The organism is Conexibacter sp. JCM 18997, from assembly GCF_055391915.1.
Window position 1 is genome coordinate 3,553,584 of sequence record NZ_AP043885.1, and the last position, 18,447, is coordinate 3,572,030.

The window sequence follows — 18,447 nt, forward strand, 5'->3', positions numbered from 1 at the left end:
CCAGCTGATTTCAGCTTCCGCAGCCGATCACATGTCTCCGTCTCTGCCGCGCCTCGCTCGACTCATCGCACCTGTCGCTCTCGGGGTCGCCACGCTCGTGCTCGCTGCCTCGCCAACCGCGCTTGCTGGGACGGTCGAGGTCAGGAGTTGCGGTGATGCGCCCACAGGCGGCGTCGATAATGCGTGGCAACCGATCACCGACAACCTGGCAGGCTACGAAGTTCCAACCGCCGCGTGCCCGCCGACGAGCACGGCCATCGGCACAGATCTTGATCACCCTCAGATCCTCGGCCGATCTGTTTGGACGAAGCTCATGTCAGGTGTGGCGCCGACGGCAGGCGACGGCGCGCAGATGCGCCTCACTGCGCCGGCGGGGACCGTGATCACGGCAGTGAGTCTCAAGCGCGATCTCGGCAAGCGCAACGACGGCTACGCGCTCTACGGCAAGACCGCGAGCGGCGCCGTACTCGACAACTCCTGTGCGATCCCGGGTGGACAGGCCGTTTGCTACGTAGGGGGCTCAGGAACTGCGCCTCAGACTTTCTCAGGCCTTAACACGGCGTGGATCGCCTGGGGCTTTGAGTGTGGTGACCTCGGATACCCATCGTGCAACACCGGCTCGTCTCTCCACCAAGCCTGGGCGCACATCTACGCCTCGACCGTCACGCTCACAGACAACCAGGCCCCCACAAGCGTCACGGCCGCAGGCGCGGTGACGACCGGGGGCTGGAAGAGCGGTAGCGTCGCCGGGACGATCTCTGGGTCGGACAACCTGGGGGTGCAGAAGGTGCGGTGGTACGCGGACGGGGCTCTGGTGTCGACGAGCGCCGATCGGGCGTGTGACTTCTCGACGACGGTTCCGTGCGCGGATGCGTCGAACGTGAGCTATTCGCTGGACACGACGGGGCTTGCTGATGGCACTCGGTCGATTCAGGCGGCGGTGGTGGACCCCGCGGGGAATGAGACGAAGGGCGGGGCGTTCGGGGTGCAGGTCGACAACACGGCGCCGCCGGCTCCGACCGCACTGGACGTCACCGGGGGCGGGGCGTCGGCGGGGATCAACCTGGCTTGGACGGCGCCGGCCGCCGACGGTGGGTCGCCGTACGCAAGCACGCGGTGGGACGCCTGCTCGTCGGGCACCTGCGTGACCGGCACCGGCACCCTGGCGGGCGCGAGCGGCAACCTGCCGAGCGTCAGCGGGACCTACACGGTCCGTGTCTGGCTGGTGGACGGCGCCGGCAACGCGACGCCGCTGAACGCCGCCTCGGACACCATCTCCTACACGGCGCCGTCCGCCGGCGGTGGCGGAGGCGGAGGAGGCGGCGGCGGCGTGGTCAAGCCCGCGACCCCGCCCGCAGACGCCCCGGCGCCGGACTCGCCGACGATCCCCACCGGACCGACGCCGACGACACCGACGACACCGACGACACCCACCTTCCCGACGACGCCGGCCAAGGCGGACGCCGCGCTGCGGCTCACGACGGCGACGCTGTCGCGGCGTACCGGCCGCCTCGCGCTCCGGGGCGCGCTCGACCGCGCTGCCACGGGCACGGTCGAGATCTCGATCACCACCGGGACGAAGCGGCGGACGGTCCGGCGTCCGATCGAGCGCGGACGGTTCGTGCTGACGACGACGCTGCCCAAGACGACGCGACGGGCGCGCGTGAGCGTGCGCTACGCGGGCGACGCGACGACCAGGCCGGGGCGCGCCACGGTCACCGTCACCGAAAGGTGAACGGCGCCCCGCCGGCTCGAGGCCCCCGGTCGCGAAGCTTCTCCTTTGCAAGCACTGGCCGGCTGACCCTGGTGCCGGCTTGACACGCTTACCTTCGCGACCTGGGCCGAGCGCGAGCGGGGCACCGCCCTCTCCTCCTCCAGGCATGACGTGTCATATCGCACATGCAACGTCGCGTGCAACCTCGAACCGTTGAGCGGTCAGTCCAGCCAGCGCCGCCAGGCCGGCCGGGCGACGTCGACATCGACCCGCGCGGGGTCGTCGACGTGGTCCTCGCGCAGCGCGCGCACCAGCGCCCAGACGGTGGCGATCGGCACGCCGACCAGGAACAACACGGCGATGATCCACAGCACCCAGGGCGCCGCGTAGCCGGGGCGGAACACGGTCATCCGGTCGATCGTCAGCGGCACGCGCTCGCTGATCGCCCGCCAGCGCGGCTCGTAGAACGAGAACCACACGCTGCTGTCGACGGTCTTCCCGCCGACCTGGGCCAGCGAGCGCGAGCGCGTGCGGTCGTTGGAGGCGAACAACGCGGTCGGCGTGGTCCCGTCGTTGCGGATGCACACGCGCACCGGCTGGTCGACCAGCGGCGCGGGGATCGGCGCCTGCGCGGTCTGCGTGTCCTGCAGCCCCGCCGGGATCACCGCGTTGGCCGCATACGCGGGGCCCTTGATGGTCACGGTCATCTGCGGCGCCGGCCCGTCGGGCGCCGACACGCGGAAGCGGATCAGCTCGCTGTGGGCCTCGGCCACCGCGTCGTCGAAGCACACCGGCTGGCCGGGGGCCAGCGGCACGCTGGAGGTCTGCAGCAGCGACGCCGGCGAGGGGATCTCGGCGGGCATGTCGCGCTGGGTGGCCACGAACGGGCGCACGACGAACAGGCCGCCCAGGACGAACACGACCACCGCGCCCAGGATCGCCGCGCTACGCATAGAAGCGCTCCACGATCAGGCCGAAGGCCGACAGCTGCAGCAGCACCAGCCCGGCCAGCAGCGCGCCCGTCGTCGCCGCCCGCAGCCGCCCGGGCAGCGCACGCATGGCACCGGCCACCGCCACGCCGTACAACGGGATCAGCATCAGCAGGTAGCGCCCGGTGATGACCGGATCGGCGGGGTTCTCCAGCAGCGCGCGGAAGGCCGCCGCGTGCACGGCGATCAGCACGAGCACCAGCGCCACGCCGAGCACCAGCACGACGTCGCGCCGCCGGCTGACCGCCGCGCGATGGCGCCAGGCGGCGAGCACCAGCAGCGCCAGCCCGATCCACACGCACAGCCGGATCCAGTTGAGCAGGTCGCGCGGGAACCCCACCTCGAACTGCACGAACGTGCCGAAGAAGCGCGTCAGGTAGACGTTGTCGACGTCCCAGTCGGGCCCGATCGGCTGGGCCATCCCGGGCAGCTTGGGCAGGTAGAACTGCCACATGTAGGACCAGAAGCCGGAGATGTCGCTGACCGAGAAGCGCGCCGCGTAGAAGCCGAAGCCGAGCACCACGACGACGATGCCCACGGCCCAGGCCGCCGCGGTCGCGCCCCGGCCCAGCCGGCGCTCGCCGTCCAGCGGTCGGCCGCGCCGCCACAGCGACAGCCCGATCGCGAACAGCGCGGGCACGATGAACGCGTTGGCCCGGCCCTGGGTGAAGCAGGCCGCGGTCACCGCCAGGGCCAGCAGCGCGACCAGCCGCCACGAGAACCCGCGGGCGGCCAGCAGCACCATCAGATACAGGGACGCGGCACACAACGGGATCAGCAGGGCGTCGGGCGTCACGCGCGTCGTCACGTCCAGGAGCACGGGCTGCAGGCCGACCGCCACCGCGGCCACCACCTGCGCCTCGCGCCGACCGGCGAACAGCACGCCGGCCAGCAGCCAGGTCAGCGCGACGGTGATCAGCAGCAGCGCGACGCCGTACAGGCGCATCGCGTACAGGCGATCGAAGAACGTGCCGCCCGCGATCTCGTAGGGCACCGCGGCGCTCAGGTAGTACAGCGGCGGGTTGAGGAAGACGTTGGAGCCGACCCCGTCCCGGCGCGCCTCGGGACCGAGCGTCGCGTTCTGGCGGGCCCAGATGCGCTCGTCCTCCTTGGTCCACAACGGCCGCGCGGCCAGGTTGCCGCGCAACGGCTCCAGCCCCGCCCACACCCAGGCCGTGACCAGCTCGGTCGACACCGCCGGCCCGAAGGTCGGCTGCAGCAGCCCGGACTCGTCGCGGGTCCAGGGGATGTCGTGCGCGTCGGCGACCTTCTGGACGTAGGAGAAGTGCGCGCTCTCGTCGGCGCCCTGCAGCGGCGGCACGGCGAACGTCCAGGCCAGCGCGGCGACCAGCACCACGCCGAGCACGGCGAGCAGGGGCCGTGGAACGCGAGGGCGACGCACCGCGAGGACGGCTGCCGCGGGAGGGCTAGCGGTCGTCGCCGGGGCCGAGCGAGCGCGAGCCGCGGCCCAGCTCGCCGGCGGGCGGGCGCCACAGGCTCGGATAGACCTCGACCACGTGGCGGCCGGTGTCGACGAGCCCGCCCAACGCGACCAGCACGGCGCCGATGGCGCCGGCGTACACGCCGATCTGCGCGCTCACGGTGGCGTCGACCAGGTCGGGCGGGTCGATGATGCGCCGCACGATCAGGACGAACAGCAGCAGGCCGAGCAGCGTGCGGGCGATCAGCAGCGGGCGCGTCTGGGCCGGGATCGCCGAGAGCACCGTGAGGATGCCGCCGGCCAGGATCACCCAGCGCAGGTTGGTGAACGTGTCCCAGCCCGTGGAGTCCTCCACGGCCCCGGTGCTGCGGGTGATCTGGTACCAGGTCATGAACAGCGCCAGCACCACGATCAGCGCGCCGATGGCGCTCAGCAGGCGACCGACGTTTGGCTTGAGCAGTGGCATGAAGGTCTCCGAGGGTAGCGTCAGCGCTTGGAGCGGAACACGAGCCGGTAGATGGCCTGCTCCATCTGTGGGGGAACGGGCCGCGGGCCCCAGAAGTAGCGGTATATCGCCTGTTCCAGACGCCCGGCATCGCTGGCCCGGGCCAGCTCGCGTTGGCGAGCGTACAGACCGGCGTGCTTGGCGCGAAGCTGCGCGAACAGGCGCCGATACTCGCGCCGCGCGCCGAACACCATCGTCTCCCCGTGGCGGCGGTACAGGAACGTGACGGCGTCGACCTTGGCGCCCCGCCAGCCCCGCTCCAGCGCCCCCAGCCAGAAGTCCCAGTCCTCATACCCGGTGCGGAAGGCCGGGTCGTAGCCGCCGACGTCCTCCCACAGCGCGCGGCGGGTCAGCCCGACCGGGCCGATGATGTGGCGGTAGAGCAGGCGGTAGGCGTCCAGCGGCGGGAAGGCCAGGTCGCCGTCCCAATCGCCGAAGAAGTGCGTGACGCCGTAGCTGAAGCCGATGCCGGGATCGGCGTCCAGCGGCGCCTTGAGCGCGCGCAGCGCGTCCGGCGGTAGGCGATCGTCGGCGTCCAGGGAGATGACCAGCGGCGTGTCGGTCGAGGCGTAGCCGGTGTTGCGCGCCGCCGACAACCCCGCGTTCTCCTGGCGGATGACCGGCACGGTGAGCGCGGCCAGCGCCGCCAGCGTGGCCGGATCGGTGGAGCCGTCGTCGACGACGACGACGTGGGGCGGCCCGCCCTCCTGGGCCAGCAGCGAGTCGACCGCCTCGGCGACGAACGCGCCGTAGTTGAAACAGGGGACGACGGCGGTGACGTCGGCATGCTCGGACATGGCGCCGCGTACCGTACGGCCCCGTGAAGCGGACCATCCTGCTCGTCGCGCACCTGTCGCCGCCCTCACCGCTGTCGGCGGCACGCCGCACCGCCGGCTTCGCCAAGTACCTGGGCCGCCGCGGGCATCGGGTGATCGTCGTCACCTCGAAGATCTCCGGCAGCGGCCCGATCGAGGGTGCGGCCCGGGTCGTGCGCACCCGCGACGTGATGGCCTCCAACCTCAACTGGCGCCGCGGCTCGTTCGACGCGCTGCAGGGCCAGAACACCCAAGGCGCCGCCGCGCCCGCGCCGTCGCGCCTGGAGGACGTCGTGGTGCCGGACCTGGCGCTCGTGGGCTGGGTGCCGTTCGCGCTGCCCGCCGCGCTGCGCGTGGCCCGCGAGGAACGCCCCGACGTCGTGTGGACGACCGGGCCGCCGCCGTCCACGAACCTCGTCGGCCTGGCGCTCCAGCAGCGCCTGGGCCTCCCGTGGATCGCCGACATCCGTGACGGCTGGCGCTTCGAGCGCAACCACGGCGATTTCCCGCTGGCCGTCCAGCGCGCGCTGGACGCCTGGCTGGACCAGCGCCTGACGTCATCGGCCGACCGCGTCACCGCCGTGACGGCGCCGATCGCCAACGACGCCCACCGGCGCCTGGGCGCGGCGCACGCCACCACGATCTCCAACGGCTTCGACCTCGAGGAGCTGGCCACGCTGAGCGGGCCGCCGCCCGACGGGCTGCTGAACCCCGACCGCCACTCGCTGCTGTACACCGGGCGTCTGGGCTACGTCAAACGCTCCCCCGCCGCGCTGCTGGCCGGCCTGCGCGCGCTGCAGGCCACCCAGCCCGACGTGGCCGCCCGCATCGAGGTGCTGTTCGCCGGACCGCTGGAGGACGACGAGCGCGCGCAGATCGAGGCGCCCGACCTGGCCGGCATGACGCGCGTGCTCGGCTCGCTGGATCGCGAGACGACGATGCGCCTGCAGCGCGCGACCGACACGCTGCTGCTGATCACCACCGGCAACCCCAGCGAGACCGGCCAGAAGCTGTACGAGTACTTCGCCGCCGACCGGCCCGTGTTCGTCGTCGGCGACCGCACCGAGGCGGCGCGGATCGTCGTCGAGGCGCGCGCCGGCAGCGCGGCCCCGATGGAGGACCCCGAGGCGATCGCCCGGGCGCTGGCCGACGTCGTCGCCGGCCGCGTGCCCACGGCACCCGACGGCGTCGCCCCGCAGTTCCACTACGACGCGCTGGCCGCCGAGCTGGAGACCGAGATCGAGGCCGCGATCTACCATCACGCCCCCTGATGCCGCGTGTCCTCGTAGCCGCAATCGTTCTCGTCGCTCTGGCCGTCACCGGCTGCGGTGGCGACACGAGCACCACCCCGGTCGAGGGCCAGACGACCCCGCCGACGATCGCCACGACCGACACGACGGCCGCGACGACGACCACCGCCACCACCCCGGCCACCACGCCCACGACGTCGGGCACCATCGATGCCCAGGCCCAGTTCGCCAAGCTGGAGCCGTGCGTCGGCGGCAAGGCGGCCGAGACCTACCAGTGGTTCCAGGGGACCGTCGACTACGCGACCAAGCTGGACGGCGCCGGCTTCACCGTCACGCTCAAGGGCAAGCCGGTCACGCTGATCGTCTTCCCCTCCGCCGAGGCGGCCCAGCTCGGCTACCAGGACATCCAGGCCCGCATGCAGCGCATGCAGCAGGTCCGCCCGACCGACTACGCGACGGTCGTGAACACCGCCGCGCAGGCCGTCGGCAACGTGCTCGAGGTGGCCACGTCGGGTGCGCTGGATCCGGCCTCCGAGGCCAAGGTCCAGAGCTGCATCACGACGTCGGTGGCTTGACGATCAGGCCCGCGCGGGCCTCGTCGTGGGGCTGCTCGTTGGGGTTGGGGAACAGCAGCGGCGTCTGACCGACGCGCTCGCACAGCTCCGCGAACGCCGTGTTGTCGGTCGAGTCGTCGGCGATCAGCGCACCGCCGGGGCGCAGCGCCGGCCAGGCCAGGTCGAACTCGCCGCTCATCGTCTCGTGGGTGTGGTCGGAGTCGTGCAGGAACACGTCGAGCTGGCCCGCGGTCTCGTCGATCACGCCCGGCAGCAGCTCCAGCGACGGCCCCAGGCGCAGGTCCCAGCGGTCGCGCAGCTCGTCGGGCACCAGCCAGCCGGGCTCGCGGCCGGGGGGCAGCGTGCCCTGGTAGCCGTCGACGTTGCTCGGCCCCGACTCCGCGTAGGAGGGCAGGTCGATCGAGATCAGCCGCCCGTGGCCGTTGACCCGCATGGCCTCCAGGACGAAGGCGCTGAGCATGCCGTGCAGCACGCCCGTCTCGATGAACACGGTGGGCCGCAGGTCACGCACCAGGCAGTACACCCAGACCCGATACAGGCGCAGCTGCCAGATCGAGTCGAAGCGCTTCTTGGCGAAGGTCGGCTCGTCGGCCACGATGCGCTCGAACTGCCGGGGCAGCGGCGAGTCGTGCAGCTCGCCCAGATACGGCAGCAGGTCACGGCCGCCCAGCACCGAGCTGAGCCGACCCAGGAAGTACGATCCCTGTTCGATTCCGGTCACGTTCACGGCCGGGGAGTCTGGCGAAATCCGCCAGCGGCGCGACTTCCCACCGCTGGACTCGTTGGATCGAACAGCCCTATGTGCGGAATCGCCGGAGCCATCAACCTGCGCGGAGAACCCGTGCCGGATCTTGCACGTCGCCTCGACGTGATGGGTGAGCTGATCGCGCATCGCGGTCCGGACGGCCACGGAACGTGGGCGCACGAGCACGGTCACGTGGGCCTGGCCCACCGCCGTCTGTCGATCTTCGACCTGTCCGCGGCGGGCGCCCAGCCGATGCACGGCCCCGCCCGCAGCGTCACCAGCTTCAACGGCGAGATCTACAACTGGCCCGAGCTGCGCACCGAGCTCGGCGGCTCCTGGGCGACGAAGACCGACACCGAGGTGCTGCTGCGGGCCCACGAGCGCTGGGGCCGCAGCGCCGTCGACCACCTGCGCGGGATGTTCGCCTACGCGCTGTGGGACGAGCACAGCGACGAGCTGCTGCTGGTCCGCGACCGGTTCGGCATCAAGCCGCTGTACTACGCCCAGGTCGGCGACGTCCTGTACTTCGCCTCCGAGGCCAAGGCGCTGCTGCCCTTCCTGCCCGCCATCCGGACCGACGCCGACGGGCTGCGCGACTACCTGGCCTTCCAGTTCTGCCTGGCCGGCAAGACGCTGTTCGAGGGCGTCCGCGAGCTGCTGCCCGGTCATCGCCTGGTCGTGCGCGGCGGGGTGGCCACGGCCGAGCGCTACTGGGAGGTCTACTACGACCTCGACTGGCAGCACCGCGAGGCGTGGTTCGAGGAGCGCATCGAGTCGCTCCTGCACGAGTCGGTCGGGCTGCACCTGCGCTCCGACGTCCCGGTCGGCGCCTACGTCTCGGGCGGCCTGGACTCCAGCGCCGTCGCCGGGCTGGCCAGCTTCAAGTCCGACGACCCGATGCGCGCCTTCACCGGCCGCTTCACCGAGGGACCCGAGTACGACGAGTCCGGCTACGCGCGGCTGCTGGCCGACGAGCGTGGCCTGGACCTGAGCGTCGTCGACATCGGCGTCGACGACTTCACCCGCGAGATCGAGCGGGTCATCTACCACCTCGACTTCCCGGTGGCCGGCCCCGGCTCGTTCCCGCAGTTCATGGTCTCCGAGGCGGCGGCCCGCGACGTCAAGGTGATCCTGGGCGGCCAGGGCGGCGACGAGATCTTCGGTGGCTACACGCGCTACCTGATCGCCTACTTCGAGCAGTGCATCAAGGCGGCGATCGAGGGCACGTCGGGCAGCGGCAAGTTCGTCGTCACCTACGAGTCGATCATCCCCCAGCTGGCCTCGCTGCGGAACTACAAGCCGATGCTGCAGGAGTTCTGGCGCGACGGGCTGTTCGAGGATCTCGACCGGCGCTACTTCCGGCTGATCAACCGCGCGCCGCGCCTGGCCCAGCGCGACGGCGAGTACGACCCGTTCGAGACGTTCGCCGAGATCTTCAACGGCCGCAACGTCGGCCACGAGTCCTACTTCGACAAGATGACCCACTTCGACTTCAAGACGCTGCTGCCGGCGCTGCTGCAGGTCGAGGACCGGGTCTCGATGGCCCACGGGCTGGAGTCGCGCGTGCCGCTGCTGGACCACCCGCTGGTCGAGCTGGCCGCGACGATCCCCGCCGACGTCAAGTTCCCCGGCGGCGAGCTCAAGCACGTCTTCAAGCAGGCCAGCCGGGCCGCCGTGCCCGAGCGCATCGCCCAGCGCAAGGACAAGATGGGCTTCCCGGTGCCGCTCGTCGAGTGGGCCAAGGGGCCGGCCCGCGACTACGTCAACGACGTCTTCGCCAACAGCGACCGCGAGCTGCCGCTGGCCAGCCTGGATGGCGAGGCGAAGTACGGCCGCACCTTCTGGGGGCTGTTCAGCCTCGAGCTCTGGCAGCAACGCTTCCACGACCGCGAGCACGAGTTCCACGCGCTGCTCGCCCCGACCACGGAGACCACCACATGAAGATCCTCATCACCGGCGGAGGCGGCTTCATCGGCTCCAACCTCGCCGATCGCCTCCTGTCCGAGGGCCACGAGGTCCTCACCGTCGACACGTACGCCACGTCCCGGCGCGACAACCTCACGCCGCAGGACCGCCTGACCATCGTCGAGGGCTCGATCGCCGACGAGACGTTCTTCAACGGCGTCGTCGACGACTTCGGCCCCGAGGCGATCGTCCACGCGGCGGCGTCCTACAAGGACCCCGACGCCTGGGAGGAGGACGCCCGCACCAACGCGCTGGGCACGGCGATCGTGGTCAAGGCGGCCGAGCGCACCGGCGTGTCGCGCTTCATCTACTTCCAGACGGCCCTCTGTTACGGCGTCAAGCCCGAAGAGCAGCCGATCACGCTGAACCATCCGCTGCGCCCGTACGAGTCGAGCTACGCGATCTCCAAGACGGCCGGCGAGGACTACATCCGCCTGAGCTCGCTGAACTGGGTCTCGTTCCGGCTGGCCAACGTCTACGGCCCGCGCAACCTGTCGGGCCCGCTGCCCACGTTCTTCAGCCGCCTGACGGCGGACAAGGCCTGCTTCGTGACCGACACGCGGCGCGACTTCCTGTTCGTGACCGACCTCGTCGACGTCGTCGTCAAGGCGATCGACGGCGCCGGCTCGGGCGCCTACCACGTGAGCAGCGGCTCGGACGTCTCCATCAAGGAGCTGTTCGACGCGACCACCACGGCGCTGGACCTGGGCTCGATCGACGTCGAGATCCGCCCGCGCGCGGCCGACGACGCCGAGTCGATCCTGCTGGATCCCTCGCGCACCGAGGCCGACTTCTCCTGGAAGACCAGCGTGTCCATGCCCGACGGCGTGGCCCAGGCGATCGCCTGGTACCGCGAGCACGGGATCGAGCAGACCTACACGCACCTCAAGGAAGAGGAGCTGCGGGTTCGATGAAGGTGTTGGTGGCCGGTGGCGCCGGCTTCGTGGGCTCCAACCTCGTCCGCGCGCTGCTGGCGCGCGGCGACGAGGTCACGGTCGTCGACAACCTGCTGAGCGCCGAGCGCGAGAACGTGCCGGACGGCGCGGCCCTCGTCGAGGCCTCGGTCAACGACTTCGAGGTGCCCGACGACATCGAGCTGGCGTTCAACCTCGTCACCTACCACGGCAACCAGTCGTCGATGGCGAACCCGCTGGCCGACCACGAGCACAACCTGCTGACCTCGCTCAACCTGTTTCTGCGGTTGAGCGAGCTGCCGAACCTGCAGAAGGTCGTCTACGCGGGCGCCGGCTGCACGGTGGCCGAGAAGACGTTCGAGTCGGCCTCGGCCACGCAGGAGGACGCGCCGGTTTCGCTGTACCTGGACTCGCCGTACCAGATCTCCAAGGTGGTCGGCGAGCTGTACGGCAACTACTTCTGGATGCGCAAGGGCCTGCCGATCGTCAAGGCGCGCTTCCAGAACGTGTACGGGCCGGGCGAGGTGCTGGGCGCGGGGCAGTGGCGCGGCACGGTCAACACCGTGTGGCGCAACGTCACGCCGACGTTCGTGTGGAAGGCGCTGCACGGCGAGGCGCTGCCGCTGGACAACGGCGGCATCGCCACGCGCGACTTCATCTACGTCGAGGACATGGCGCGCGGGCTGATCGCCTGCGCCGACGGCGGCGAACCGGGCGGCGTCTACAACCTGGCCAGCGGTGTGGAGACGAGCATCCTGGAGCTGGCCGAGACGATCGTCGAGCTGGCCGGATCGGGCTCGGTCGAGGTGGCGCCGGCCCGCGACTGGGACCGCTCGGGCAAGCGCTTCGGCGACCCGACCAAGTCGCGCGAGGAGCTGGGCTTCTCGACCTCCGTGGATCTGCGCGAGGGGCTGCAGCGCCAGATCGCCTGGACGCGCGAGAACGAGGCCTTCATCGCGTCGTGCATCGCCAAGCACGACGCGCAGATGGCTGCGGCGGCCTAGTTGGCTGACACGCGCGAGATCACCCCGCCGCGCGGTTGGCAGGTCCCCAACCTGCGCGAGCTGTGGGAGTACCGCGACCTCGCCTTCTTCCTGGTCAAGCGCGACGTCTCGATCCGCTACCGCCAGACGCTGATCGGGACGGTGTGGGCGATCCTGCAGCCGCTGCTGCTGGCCGTCGTCTTCAGCGTGTTCCTGGGCCACTACGCGAAGGTGCCCTCGGGCGCCGACGTGCCCTACCCCGTGTTCGCGCTGACCGGCATGACCATGTGGCTGTACTTCAGCCAGGCCATGCAGTTCGCGTCGGACTCCACGGTGTCCTCGCGTGAGCTGATCGCCAAGGTCTGGTTCCCGCGCATGATCATCCCGGTCTCGGCGGTGGTACCGCCGGCGATCGACTTCATCCCGGCCTTCGTGGTCGCGCTGATCGTGCAGCTGGCCTACGGGATCGTGCCGCCGATCCAGATCCTGCTCGTGCCGCTGCTGATGGCGGTGACGCTCGTCGTCGCGCTGGGCGCTGGTCTGTGGCTGAGCGCGCTCAACGTGCGCTACCGCGACATCCGCCTGGCCGTGCCCTTCCTGATCATGGTCGGGCTGTTCGTCACGCCGATCGTCTACCCGTTCGACAGCGTGCCCGAGTCGGTGCAGCCGTTCTACGCGATCAACCCGATGGTCGGCGTGCTGGAGACGTTCCGCTGGATGCTCTTCCCGGCGGCCGAGTGGCCGGGCGCGCTGATCCTGATCCCGCTGGCCGCCGCCGTGGTGCTGCTGGTCACCGGCGCCTGGTACTTCGCCCGAGCCGAACGGGACTTCGCCGATGTCATCTGAGACCGCCATCCACGTCGAGGGCCTGGGCAAGCGCTACCGCCTGGGCGGCGCGTCCACCGACCTGCTGAGCGAGCGCATCGGCCGCCGCGCGCCCAAGGGCCAGGACTTCTGGGCCCTGCGCGACGTCTCCCTGGAGATCGACCAGGGCGAGGTCGTCGGCTTCGTGGGGCGCAACGGCGCGGGCAAGTCGACGCTGCTGAAGGTGCTCTCGCGCATCACGCCGCCGACCGAGGGGCGCATCCAGCTGACCGGGCGCGTGGGCACGCTGCTGGAGGTCGGGACGGGCTTTCACCCCGAGCTGAGCGGGCGCGAGAACGTGTTCCTGTCGGGCACGATCCTGGGCATGCGCCGGCGCGAGGTGCAGGACCGCTTCGACGAGATCGTCGAGTTCTCGGGCATCGAGAAGTTCCTGGAGACGCCGGTCAAGCGCTACTCCAGCGGCATGTACGTGCGCCTGGCCTTCGCGGTGGCCGCGCACCTGGACACCGACATCCTGCTGGTCGACGAGGTGCTGGCGGTCGGCGACGCAGAGTTCCAGCGCAAGTGCTTCGGCAAGATGGACGACGTCGCCCGCGGCGGGCGCACGGTCGTGTTCGTCTCCCACCAGCTCAGCGCGGTCACCCGCCTGTGCCAGCGCTGCTACTGGATCGACGGCGGGCAACTGAAGGCCGAGGGCCCGACGAACGAGGTCGTGGCCCAGTACCTGCACCACGCCGGGGCCACGCAGGACGGCGGCATCGCCACGATCGGCCCCAACGTGCCGCGCTCGACCACCGGCGCGGTGACGCTCGAGCAGGTCGCGCTGATCGGCGCCGACAACGTGCCCACCGACCGCCTCACGCTGGGCCAGCCGTTCAGCGTGGCGATGACGTTCCTGGTCAACGAGCCGGTCGAGGACGGGGTCATCGAGCTGGGCATCTCGACCGCCGACGGCACGCGCGTGGCCACCGTGCAGAACGTCGACGGCGAGGGCACGCTGCTGAACCTGACGCCCGGCCGCCACGAGATCCGCGCCCGCTTCGACTCGACCACCCTGCTGCCCGGTGAGTTCACGATCGACGTGGGCATGCACCGGCTGATCGGGCTGACCATGGACTTCGTCGAGCAGGCCCTGACCTTCACCGCGCTGAACACCGCCTTCGACGGCGGCGAGGATCGCTGGCCGTGGGCGGTCGTGCGCGGTGCGCTGCGACCGCAGACCTCCTGGAGCGTGGACGGATGACCTCACTGAACGACGTGCGCGGCGTGCTGCTGGACATCGACGGCGTGCTGCACGACGGCAGCGCGCCGATCCCCGGCGCGCTGGAGGCGCTGGCCGCGCTGCGCGAGCGCGCCGACGGCGTGGCGCTGCTGACCAACACGACGACCAAGTCCCGCGGCGGGGTCGTCGCGCAGCTGCGCGGGCTGGGCTTCGACGTGGAGCCCGGCGACGTGATCACGCCCGCGGGCATCGCGGTGAGCGCGTGCCACGAGCGCGGCCTGCAGCGCGTCGCGCTCCTGGTCGCCGACGCCCTGCGCGAGGACCTGACCGAGCTCGACGACGTCGGCCTGGACGGCGATCCGCAGGCGATCCTGCTGGCCGACACCGGCCACGGCTTCGACGTCGACACGCTCAACGCGGCCTTCCGCGCGCTGATCGCCGGCGCCCAGCTCCTCGCGCTGGGGCACAACCGCTACTACCAGCGGCCGCAGGGCCTGATGCTCGACGTGGGCGCGTGGGCGGCGGCGCTGGAGTACGCGGCCGACGTCAAGGCGCTGACCGTGGGCAAGCCGTCCGCGGCGCTCTTCGCCGCGGCGGTCGAGCGCGTGGGCGTCCCGGCCGAGCAGTGCGTGATGGTCGGCGACGACGTCGAGGCCGACGTCGGCGGCGCGCTGGAGGCCGGGCTGCACGGCGTGCTCGTGCGTACCGGCAAGTACCGCGCGGAGCTGGTCGAGTCCTCCGGCTGGCGGCCGACCGCGACCGTCGACTCGATCGCCGACGTGCCCGGGCTGCTGTGAGGCGGCTGGCGGTCATCGCGCTGCTCGCGGTGGCGCTCGTCGGGTGCGGCAGCAGCGAGAAGCCGACGCTGCTCGGACACGACGTCCAGGTCCCGGACGGCTGGAAGGCCTCGGTCTACGCGCGGCTCAACCAGCCCCGCTGGCTGGCCTGGACGCCGCAGAAGACGCTGCTGGTCACCTCTCCCGACGACGGCACGATCAGCGAGATCGTCGACGGCCGGCCCAAGGTCATCGCCTCCGGCCTGATGCAGCCCCAGGGCATGGCCTTCGCCGGGGACGACACCCTCTACGTGGCCGAGTCCGACGCGATCCTGCGCTACCGCTGGGCCGACGGCCGGCTCGGCGCGCGCGAGACGGTGATCGACCACCTGCCCGACACCGACATCGACGGGGACGACGTGCATCGCTGGAAGTCCGTCGTCGTCGGTCCGGACGGGATGCTCTACCTGCCCCTGCCCAGCTCGACCAACGCGGGCCTGGCCGACGAGCGGATGGATCCGCCGCGCGGCACCGTGGCCCAGGTGGACCCCAAGACGGGGTCGCTGACGATCTGGGCCAAGGGGATCCGCAACGGCGAGGGCCTGGCCTTCGCGCCCGACGGGTCGCTGTGGACCGCGGTCAACAACCGCGACAACATCCTCGATCCCGCCACCGGCAAGGTCGACCAGGCCTACGTCAACGACCACCCGCCCGAGGAGCTGGCCAAGCTGTGGAAGGGCCGTGATCTGGGGTGGCCGACGTGCAACCCGGAGCCCGATTCGGACACGTTCACGCCCGACGCGGAGACGAACCCCGGCGGCACGCTGCGCAACTGCGACGACCTGCCGCCGATCGAGGTCAAGCTGCCCGCCCACAACGCGCCGCTGGGCCTGCACTTCATCAAGGCCGGCGCGCTGGGCGACCTGCCCGCCGGCGCCACGCTGGCGCTGCACGGCTCGTGGAACAGCCAGCCGCCCAAGCCCCCGGGCATCGTCTTCCTGCCCTGGAAGAACGGCACGCTGGGCCCGCCCCAGGATCTGCTGCGCGGCTTCCAGGCGGCCGACGGCACGCGCTGGGGGCGCACCGCCGACGCGGTCGTCGGACCGAACGGGTCGCTGTACGTCTCCGACGACCAGGCCGGCGCGATCTACGAGCTGACGCCGAGCTGATGCGCCGCTCCGTCCTCTTCGTCGGCCAGGCCTACTACAACCACTGGTACCTGTCGCGCCGGCTGCGCGACCTGGGCTGGAAGGCCGACCTGGTCAACTTCGACGCGGGGCACGCCGGCCACTATCACGGCCAGGACGTCCGGCTGGTCGGCCGCTCGCGCCGCGACCTGGTCCGCCACACCGCGTTCTTCGCCCGGGCCGCGCGCGAGTACGACGTCTTCCACTTCGCCAACGCCCACGGCCTGCGCTTCGGCGACGCGATCCACGATTTCGCCGCGCACCGCTTCCACGAGTACGACGAGATCCGCCTGCTGCGGCGGCTGGGCAAGAAGATCGTCTACACGACCAACGGCTGCCTGGACGGCGTGGCCCAGACGACCTACCGCAACGTGCCGCCCTTCCCGACCTGCGACGACTGCCCGTTCCAGTCCCGCCCCGACGTCTGCAACGACGCGATGAACGTGGGCTGGGGCCGCGATCGCAACGCGCTGAGCGACTACGTCGCGCTGCTCGGCGGCTACCGCTACGACGCCAACGTCGCGCCCAACGTGCACGAGAACCCGTGGGTCTACTGCCTGGACGAGGACCTGTGGCAGCCCGACCTGCTGATCCCCTCCAACTTCCGCCTCGGGCTCCCCGACGAGACGTTCAAGGTCTACCACTCGGTCGGCAACGCGGACACGCGCTCGCAGGCCGGGACGATGCGCAACACGAAGTCCACGCACGTCTACCTGCCGCTGATCGACGGGCTCAAGGCCGAGGGCCGCGACATCGAGCTGCTGTTCTTCAAGGACGTCCCCAACCTCGAGCTGCGCTACTACCAGGCCCAGTCCGACGTGTTCGTCGACATGCTCACCGCGGGGTTCTTCGGCGCCACCGCGCGCGAGGGCATGATGCTCGGCAAGCCCGTGGTCTGCTACCTGCAGCCCGAGTGGCTGGAGAACATGCGCCGCGAGCTGCCGGCCTACGCCGACGAGCTGCCGGTCATCAGCGCCACGCCCGACACCATCCGCGACGTGCTGATCGACCTGATGGACCACCCGGAGAAGCGCCTGGAGATCGGCCGCCGCTCGCGCGAGTTCGCGGTCAAGTGGCACGGCTCGCGCGAGGCCGCGCGCGCCTGGGACGGGATCTACCGCGGTCTGCTGGACGGGACGCTGCCGCCCGCGCCGTGGGGCGATGCGGCATCCTCCCTGCCGTGAACGAACGCGTCCCGGTTCCCCGCCACCCGTCCGACGACTACAGCCGCGAGGCCGCCGAGCTGCGCCGCGGTTTCCTGACGGAGCAGACCGGCACGTCGCTGGAGCACGTCGGGCAGTACTCGTTCGACCCGGCGATCCTGCCCGGCAACGTCGAGCACTTCACCGGCGTGGCGCAGGTGCCGATCGGCGTGGCCGGGCCGCTGGTGGTCAACGGCGAGCACGCCCAGGGCGAGTTCTACGTGCCGCTGGCCACCGCCGAGGGCACGCTGGTCGCCTCCTACAACCGTGGGATGAAGCTGCTGCACGCGGCGGGCGGCGTGACGACGACGATCGTCGACGACCGCATGCAGCGCGCGCCCGCGTTCGTGTTCGAGAGCGCCCGCGGGGCGAAGGCGTTCGCCACCTGGCTGGAGGAGTCCTTCGACGCGATCGCCGCGGTGGCCGGCGAGACGACCAGCTCCGGGACGCTGATCGAGATCGAGCGCTACCACGCGTCGCGCGTCCTCTACACGCGCTTCGACTACACGACCGGCGACGCCGCCGGCCAGAACATGACCGGCAAGGCCACCCAGCACGCCTGCCGGTGGATCCTGGCCAACTACCCCGGCGAGATCGAGCGCTTCTTCCTGGAGGCGAACTTCGCCACCGACAAGAAGGCCTCGCGCATCAACATGCTGCGCACGCGCGGCAAGCGCGTCGTGGCCGAGGCGACGATCCCCGACGCGCTCCTGCGCTCGATGATGAACACCAACAGCGCCGACATGTACCGCGCGCGGCAGGTGTCGCATCTGGGCGGGTTCCTGTCGGGCGTCAACAACAACGGCGCCCACTCGGCCAACGGCATCACCGCGATGTTCATCGCCTGCGGCCAGGACGTGGCCAACGTGGCCGAGTCCTCGGCGGCCATGGTCTACGCCGAGCGCCGCGACAACGGCGACTACTACTACTCGATCACCCTGCCCTCGCTGATCGTCGCCACCTACGGCGGCGGCACCGGCCTGGCCACCCAGCGCGAGTGCCTGGAGCTGATGGACTGCTACGGCTCGGGCAAGGTCGGCAAGTTCACCGAGATCGTCGCGGCCACGGTGCTGTGCGGCGAGCTGTCACTGGGTTCGGCGATCGTCGCCGAGGAGTGGGTCGACGCCCACGACGCCTACGGACGCAACCGCCCGTAGAACCCGCGCGCCCGTTGTGGCATCATTCGTCGCCGTGACTTCTCGTCACCTCACGCCGACTCGACTTCCGGGCGCCTCCGTAGGCGTCTTCGTCGGCGTACGAGTAGCCGGTTCCTCCATCGGCATTCGCTAGGTCGTACGGGCTCTCGCCCGTCCGACCGTTCTCCGCCCAAGTCCCCCTC

General features: G+C 71.0%; 17 protein-coding genes. 12 read left to right on the plus strand and 5 right to left on the minus strand.

Annotated features, from left to right (window positions below):
• Positions 1-97: 97 nt before the first annotated feature.
• Positions 98-1,735: a hypothetical protein gene (locus tag ACZ5UI_RS17935; RefSeq protein WP_464189384.1), complete on the plus strand. Its 1,638-nt coding sequence runs from the start codon at positions 98-100 to the stop codon at positions 1,733-1,735.
• A 200-nt stretch (positions 1,736-1,935) separates the two neighbouring features.
• On the opposite strand, the gene ACZ5UI_RS17940 is transcribed toward ACZ5UI_RS17935, so the two are convergent.
• From ACZ5UI_RS17940 to ACZ5UI_RS17955, 4 genes are read right to left on the minus strand one after another with little or no spacing between them, the layout of a single operon-like run.
• Entirely contained in the window at positions 1,936-2,667 is a 732-nt protein-coding gene (locus tag ACZ5UI_RS17940) for a hypothetical protein (protein ID WP_464189386.1), read from the minus strand.
• Positions 2,660-4,105 carry a glycosyltransferase family 39 protein gene (locus ACZ5UI_RS17945; RefSeq protein WP_464189388.1) on the minus strand — a complete coding sequence of 482 codons (1,446 nt, stop codon included), beginning with the start codon at positions 4,103-4,105 and terminating at the stop codon, positions 2,660-2,662. Before ACZ5UI_RS17945 ends, ACZ5UI_RS17940 begins: the two co-directional genes overlap by 8 nt.
• Before the next feature lie 25 nt (positions 4,106-4,130).
• Positions 4,131-4,610, minus strand: coding sequence for a hypothetical protein (locus ACZ5UI_RS17950; RefSeq protein WP_464189390.1), 480 nt, complete (start codon positions 4,608-4,610; stop codon positions 4,131-4,133).
• Positions 4,611-4,630: 20 nt separating this feature from the next.
• Entirely contained in the window at positions 4,631-5,446 is an 816-nt protein-coding gene (locus ACZ5UI_RS17955) for a glycosyltransferase family 2 protein (protein ID WP_464189392.1), read from the minus strand.
• A gap of 23 nt (positions 5,447-5,469) precedes the next feature.
• Between ACZ5UI_RS17955 and ACZ5UI_RS17960 the strand changes: the two genes are divergently transcribed.
• On the plus strand, positions 5,470-6,735 hold the full coding sequence (locus tag ACZ5UI_RS17960) for a glycosyltransferase (RefSeq protein WP_464189394.1): 1,266 nt from the start codon (positions 5,470-5,472) through the stop codon (positions 6,733-6,735).
• Positions 6,735-7,289, plus strand: a complete 555-nt coding sequence (locus tag ACZ5UI_RS17965) for a hypothetical protein (protein ID WP_464189396.1) — start codon at positions 6,735-6,737, stop codon at positions 7,287-7,289. Before ACZ5UI_RS17960 ends, ACZ5UI_RS17965 begins: the two co-directional genes overlap by 1 nt.
• Here ACZ5UI_RS17965 and ACZ5UI_RS17970 read toward each other — a convergent pair.
• Entirely contained in the window at positions 7,270-8,016 is a 747-nt protein-coding gene (locus ACZ5UI_RS17970; protein ID WP_464189399.1) for a class I SAM-dependent methyltransferase, read from the minus strand. The genes ACZ5UI_RS17965 and ACZ5UI_RS17970 overlap by 20 nt on opposite strands.
• A gap of 72 nt (positions 8,017-8,088) precedes the next feature.
• On the opposite strand from ACZ5UI_RS17970, the gene asnB reads away from it, so the two are divergent.
• Genes asnB through ACZ5UI_RS18015 form a run of 9 tightly spaced genes read left to right on the plus strand, consistent with a single transcriptional unit; the run spans position 8,089 to position 18,265 of the window.
• Complete coding sequence (asnB, locus tag ACZ5UI_RS17975) at positions 8,089-9,975, plus strand: asparagine synthase (glutamine-hydrolyzing) (protein WP_464189401.1); 1,887 nt, start codon at positions 8,089-8,091, stop codon at positions 9,973-9,975.
• The gene (locus ACZ5UI_RS17980) at positions 9,972-10,913 is read left to right on the plus strand and encodes an NAD-dependent epimerase/dehydratase family protein (protein WP_464189404.1); all 942 of its coding nucleotides are present in this window, start codon (positions 9,972-9,974) and stop codon (positions 10,911-10,913) included. The genes asnB and ACZ5UI_RS17980 overlap by 4 nt, the downstream gene beginning before the upstream one ends.
• Complete coding sequence (locus tag ACZ5UI_RS17985; RefSeq protein WP_464189406.1) at positions 10,910-11,917, plus strand: NAD-dependent epimerase/dehydratase family protein; 1,008 nt, start codon at positions 10,910-10,912, stop codon at positions 11,915-11,917. The genes ACZ5UI_RS17980 and ACZ5UI_RS17985 overlap by 4 nt, the downstream gene beginning before the upstream one ends.
• Complete coding sequence (locus ACZ5UI_RS17990) at positions 11,918-12,742, plus strand: ABC transporter permease (RefSeq protein ID WP_464189408.1); 825 nt, start codon at positions 11,918-11,920, stop codon at positions 12,740-12,742. It begins immediately after the preceding gene.
• Entirely contained in the window at positions 12,732-13,964 is a 1,233-nt protein-coding gene (locus ACZ5UI_RS17995; RefSeq protein ID WP_464189410.1) for an ABC transporter ATP-binding protein, read from the plus strand. Before ACZ5UI_RS17990 ends, ACZ5UI_RS17995 begins: the two co-directional genes overlap by 11 nt.
• Positions 13,961-14,740 (plus strand): TIGR01458 family HAD-type hydrolase, encoded by a 780-nt coding sequence (locus ACZ5UI_RS18000; RefSeq protein ID WP_464189412.1) that lies wholly within the window; start codon positions 13,961-13,963, stop codon positions 14,738-14,740. The genes ACZ5UI_RS17995 and ACZ5UI_RS18000 overlap by 4 nt, the downstream gene beginning before the upstream one ends.
• Positions 14,737-15,888 carry a PQQ-dependent sugar dehydrogenase gene (locus ACZ5UI_RS18005; protein ID WP_464189414.1) on the plus strand — a complete coding sequence of 384 codons (1,152 nt, stop codon included), beginning with the start codon at positions 14,737-14,739 and terminating at the stop codon, positions 15,886-15,888. Before ACZ5UI_RS18000 ends, ACZ5UI_RS18005 begins: the two co-directional genes overlap by 4 nt.
• Positions 15,888-17,090: a glycosyltransferase gene (locus tag ACZ5UI_RS18010; RefSeq protein ID WP_464189416.1), complete on the plus strand. Its 1,203-nt coding sequence runs from the start codon at positions 15,888-15,890 to the stop codon at positions 17,088-17,090. Before ACZ5UI_RS18005 ends, ACZ5UI_RS18010 begins: the two co-directional genes overlap by 1 nt.
• Complete coding sequence (locus ACZ5UI_RS18015; RefSeq protein WP_464189418.1) at positions 17,087-18,265, plus strand: hydroxymethylglutaryl-CoA reductase; 1,179 nt, start codon at positions 17,087-17,089, stop codon at positions 18,263-18,265. The genes ACZ5UI_RS18010 and ACZ5UI_RS18015 overlap by 4 nt, the downstream gene beginning before the upstream one ends.
• Positions 18,266-18,447: the final 182 nt, after the last annotated feature.

Coding starts and splice junctions, on each gene's coding strand:
- ACZ5UI_RS17980 (WP_464189404.1), top strand. CDS start 9,972: ATGAAGATCCTCATCACCGGCGGAGGCGGCTTCATCGGCTCCAACCTC.
- asnB (WP_464189401.1), top strand. CDS start 8,089: ATGTGCGGAATCGCCGGAGCCATCAACCTGCGCGGAGAACCCGTGCCG.
- ACZ5UI_RS17940 (WP_464189386.1), bottom strand. CDS start 2,667: ATGCGTAGCGCGGCGATCCTGGGCGCGGTGGTCGTGTTCGTCCTGGGC.
- ACZ5UI_RS17965 (WP_464189396.1), top strand. CDS start 6,735: ATGCCGCGTGTCCTCGTAGCCGCAATCGTTCTCGTCGCTCTGGCCGTC.
- ACZ5UI_RS17985 (WP_464189406.1), top strand. CDS start 10,910: ATGAAGGTGTTGGTGGCCGGTGGCGCCGGCTTCGTGGGCTCCAACCTC.
- ACZ5UI_RS18000 (WP_464189412.1), top strand. CDS start 13,961: ATGACCTCACTGAACGACGTGCGCGGCGTGCTGCTGGACATCGACGGC.
- ACZ5UI_RS18010 (WP_464189416.1), top strand. CDS start 15,888: ATGCGCCGCTCCGTCCTCTTCGTCGGCCAGGCCTACTACAACCACTGG.
- ACZ5UI_RS17950 (WP_464189390.1), bottom strand. CDS start 4,610: ATGCCACTGCTCAAGCCAAACGTCGGTCGCCTGCTGAGCGCCATCGGC.
- ACZ5UI_RS17995 (WP_464189410.1), top strand. CDS start 12,732: ATGTCATCTGAGACCGCCATCCACGTCGAGGGCCTGGGCAAGCGCTAC.
- ACZ5UI_RS17955 (WP_464189392.1), bottom strand. CDS start 5,446: ATGTCCGAGCATGCCGACGTCACCGCCGTCGTCCCCTGTTTCAACTAC.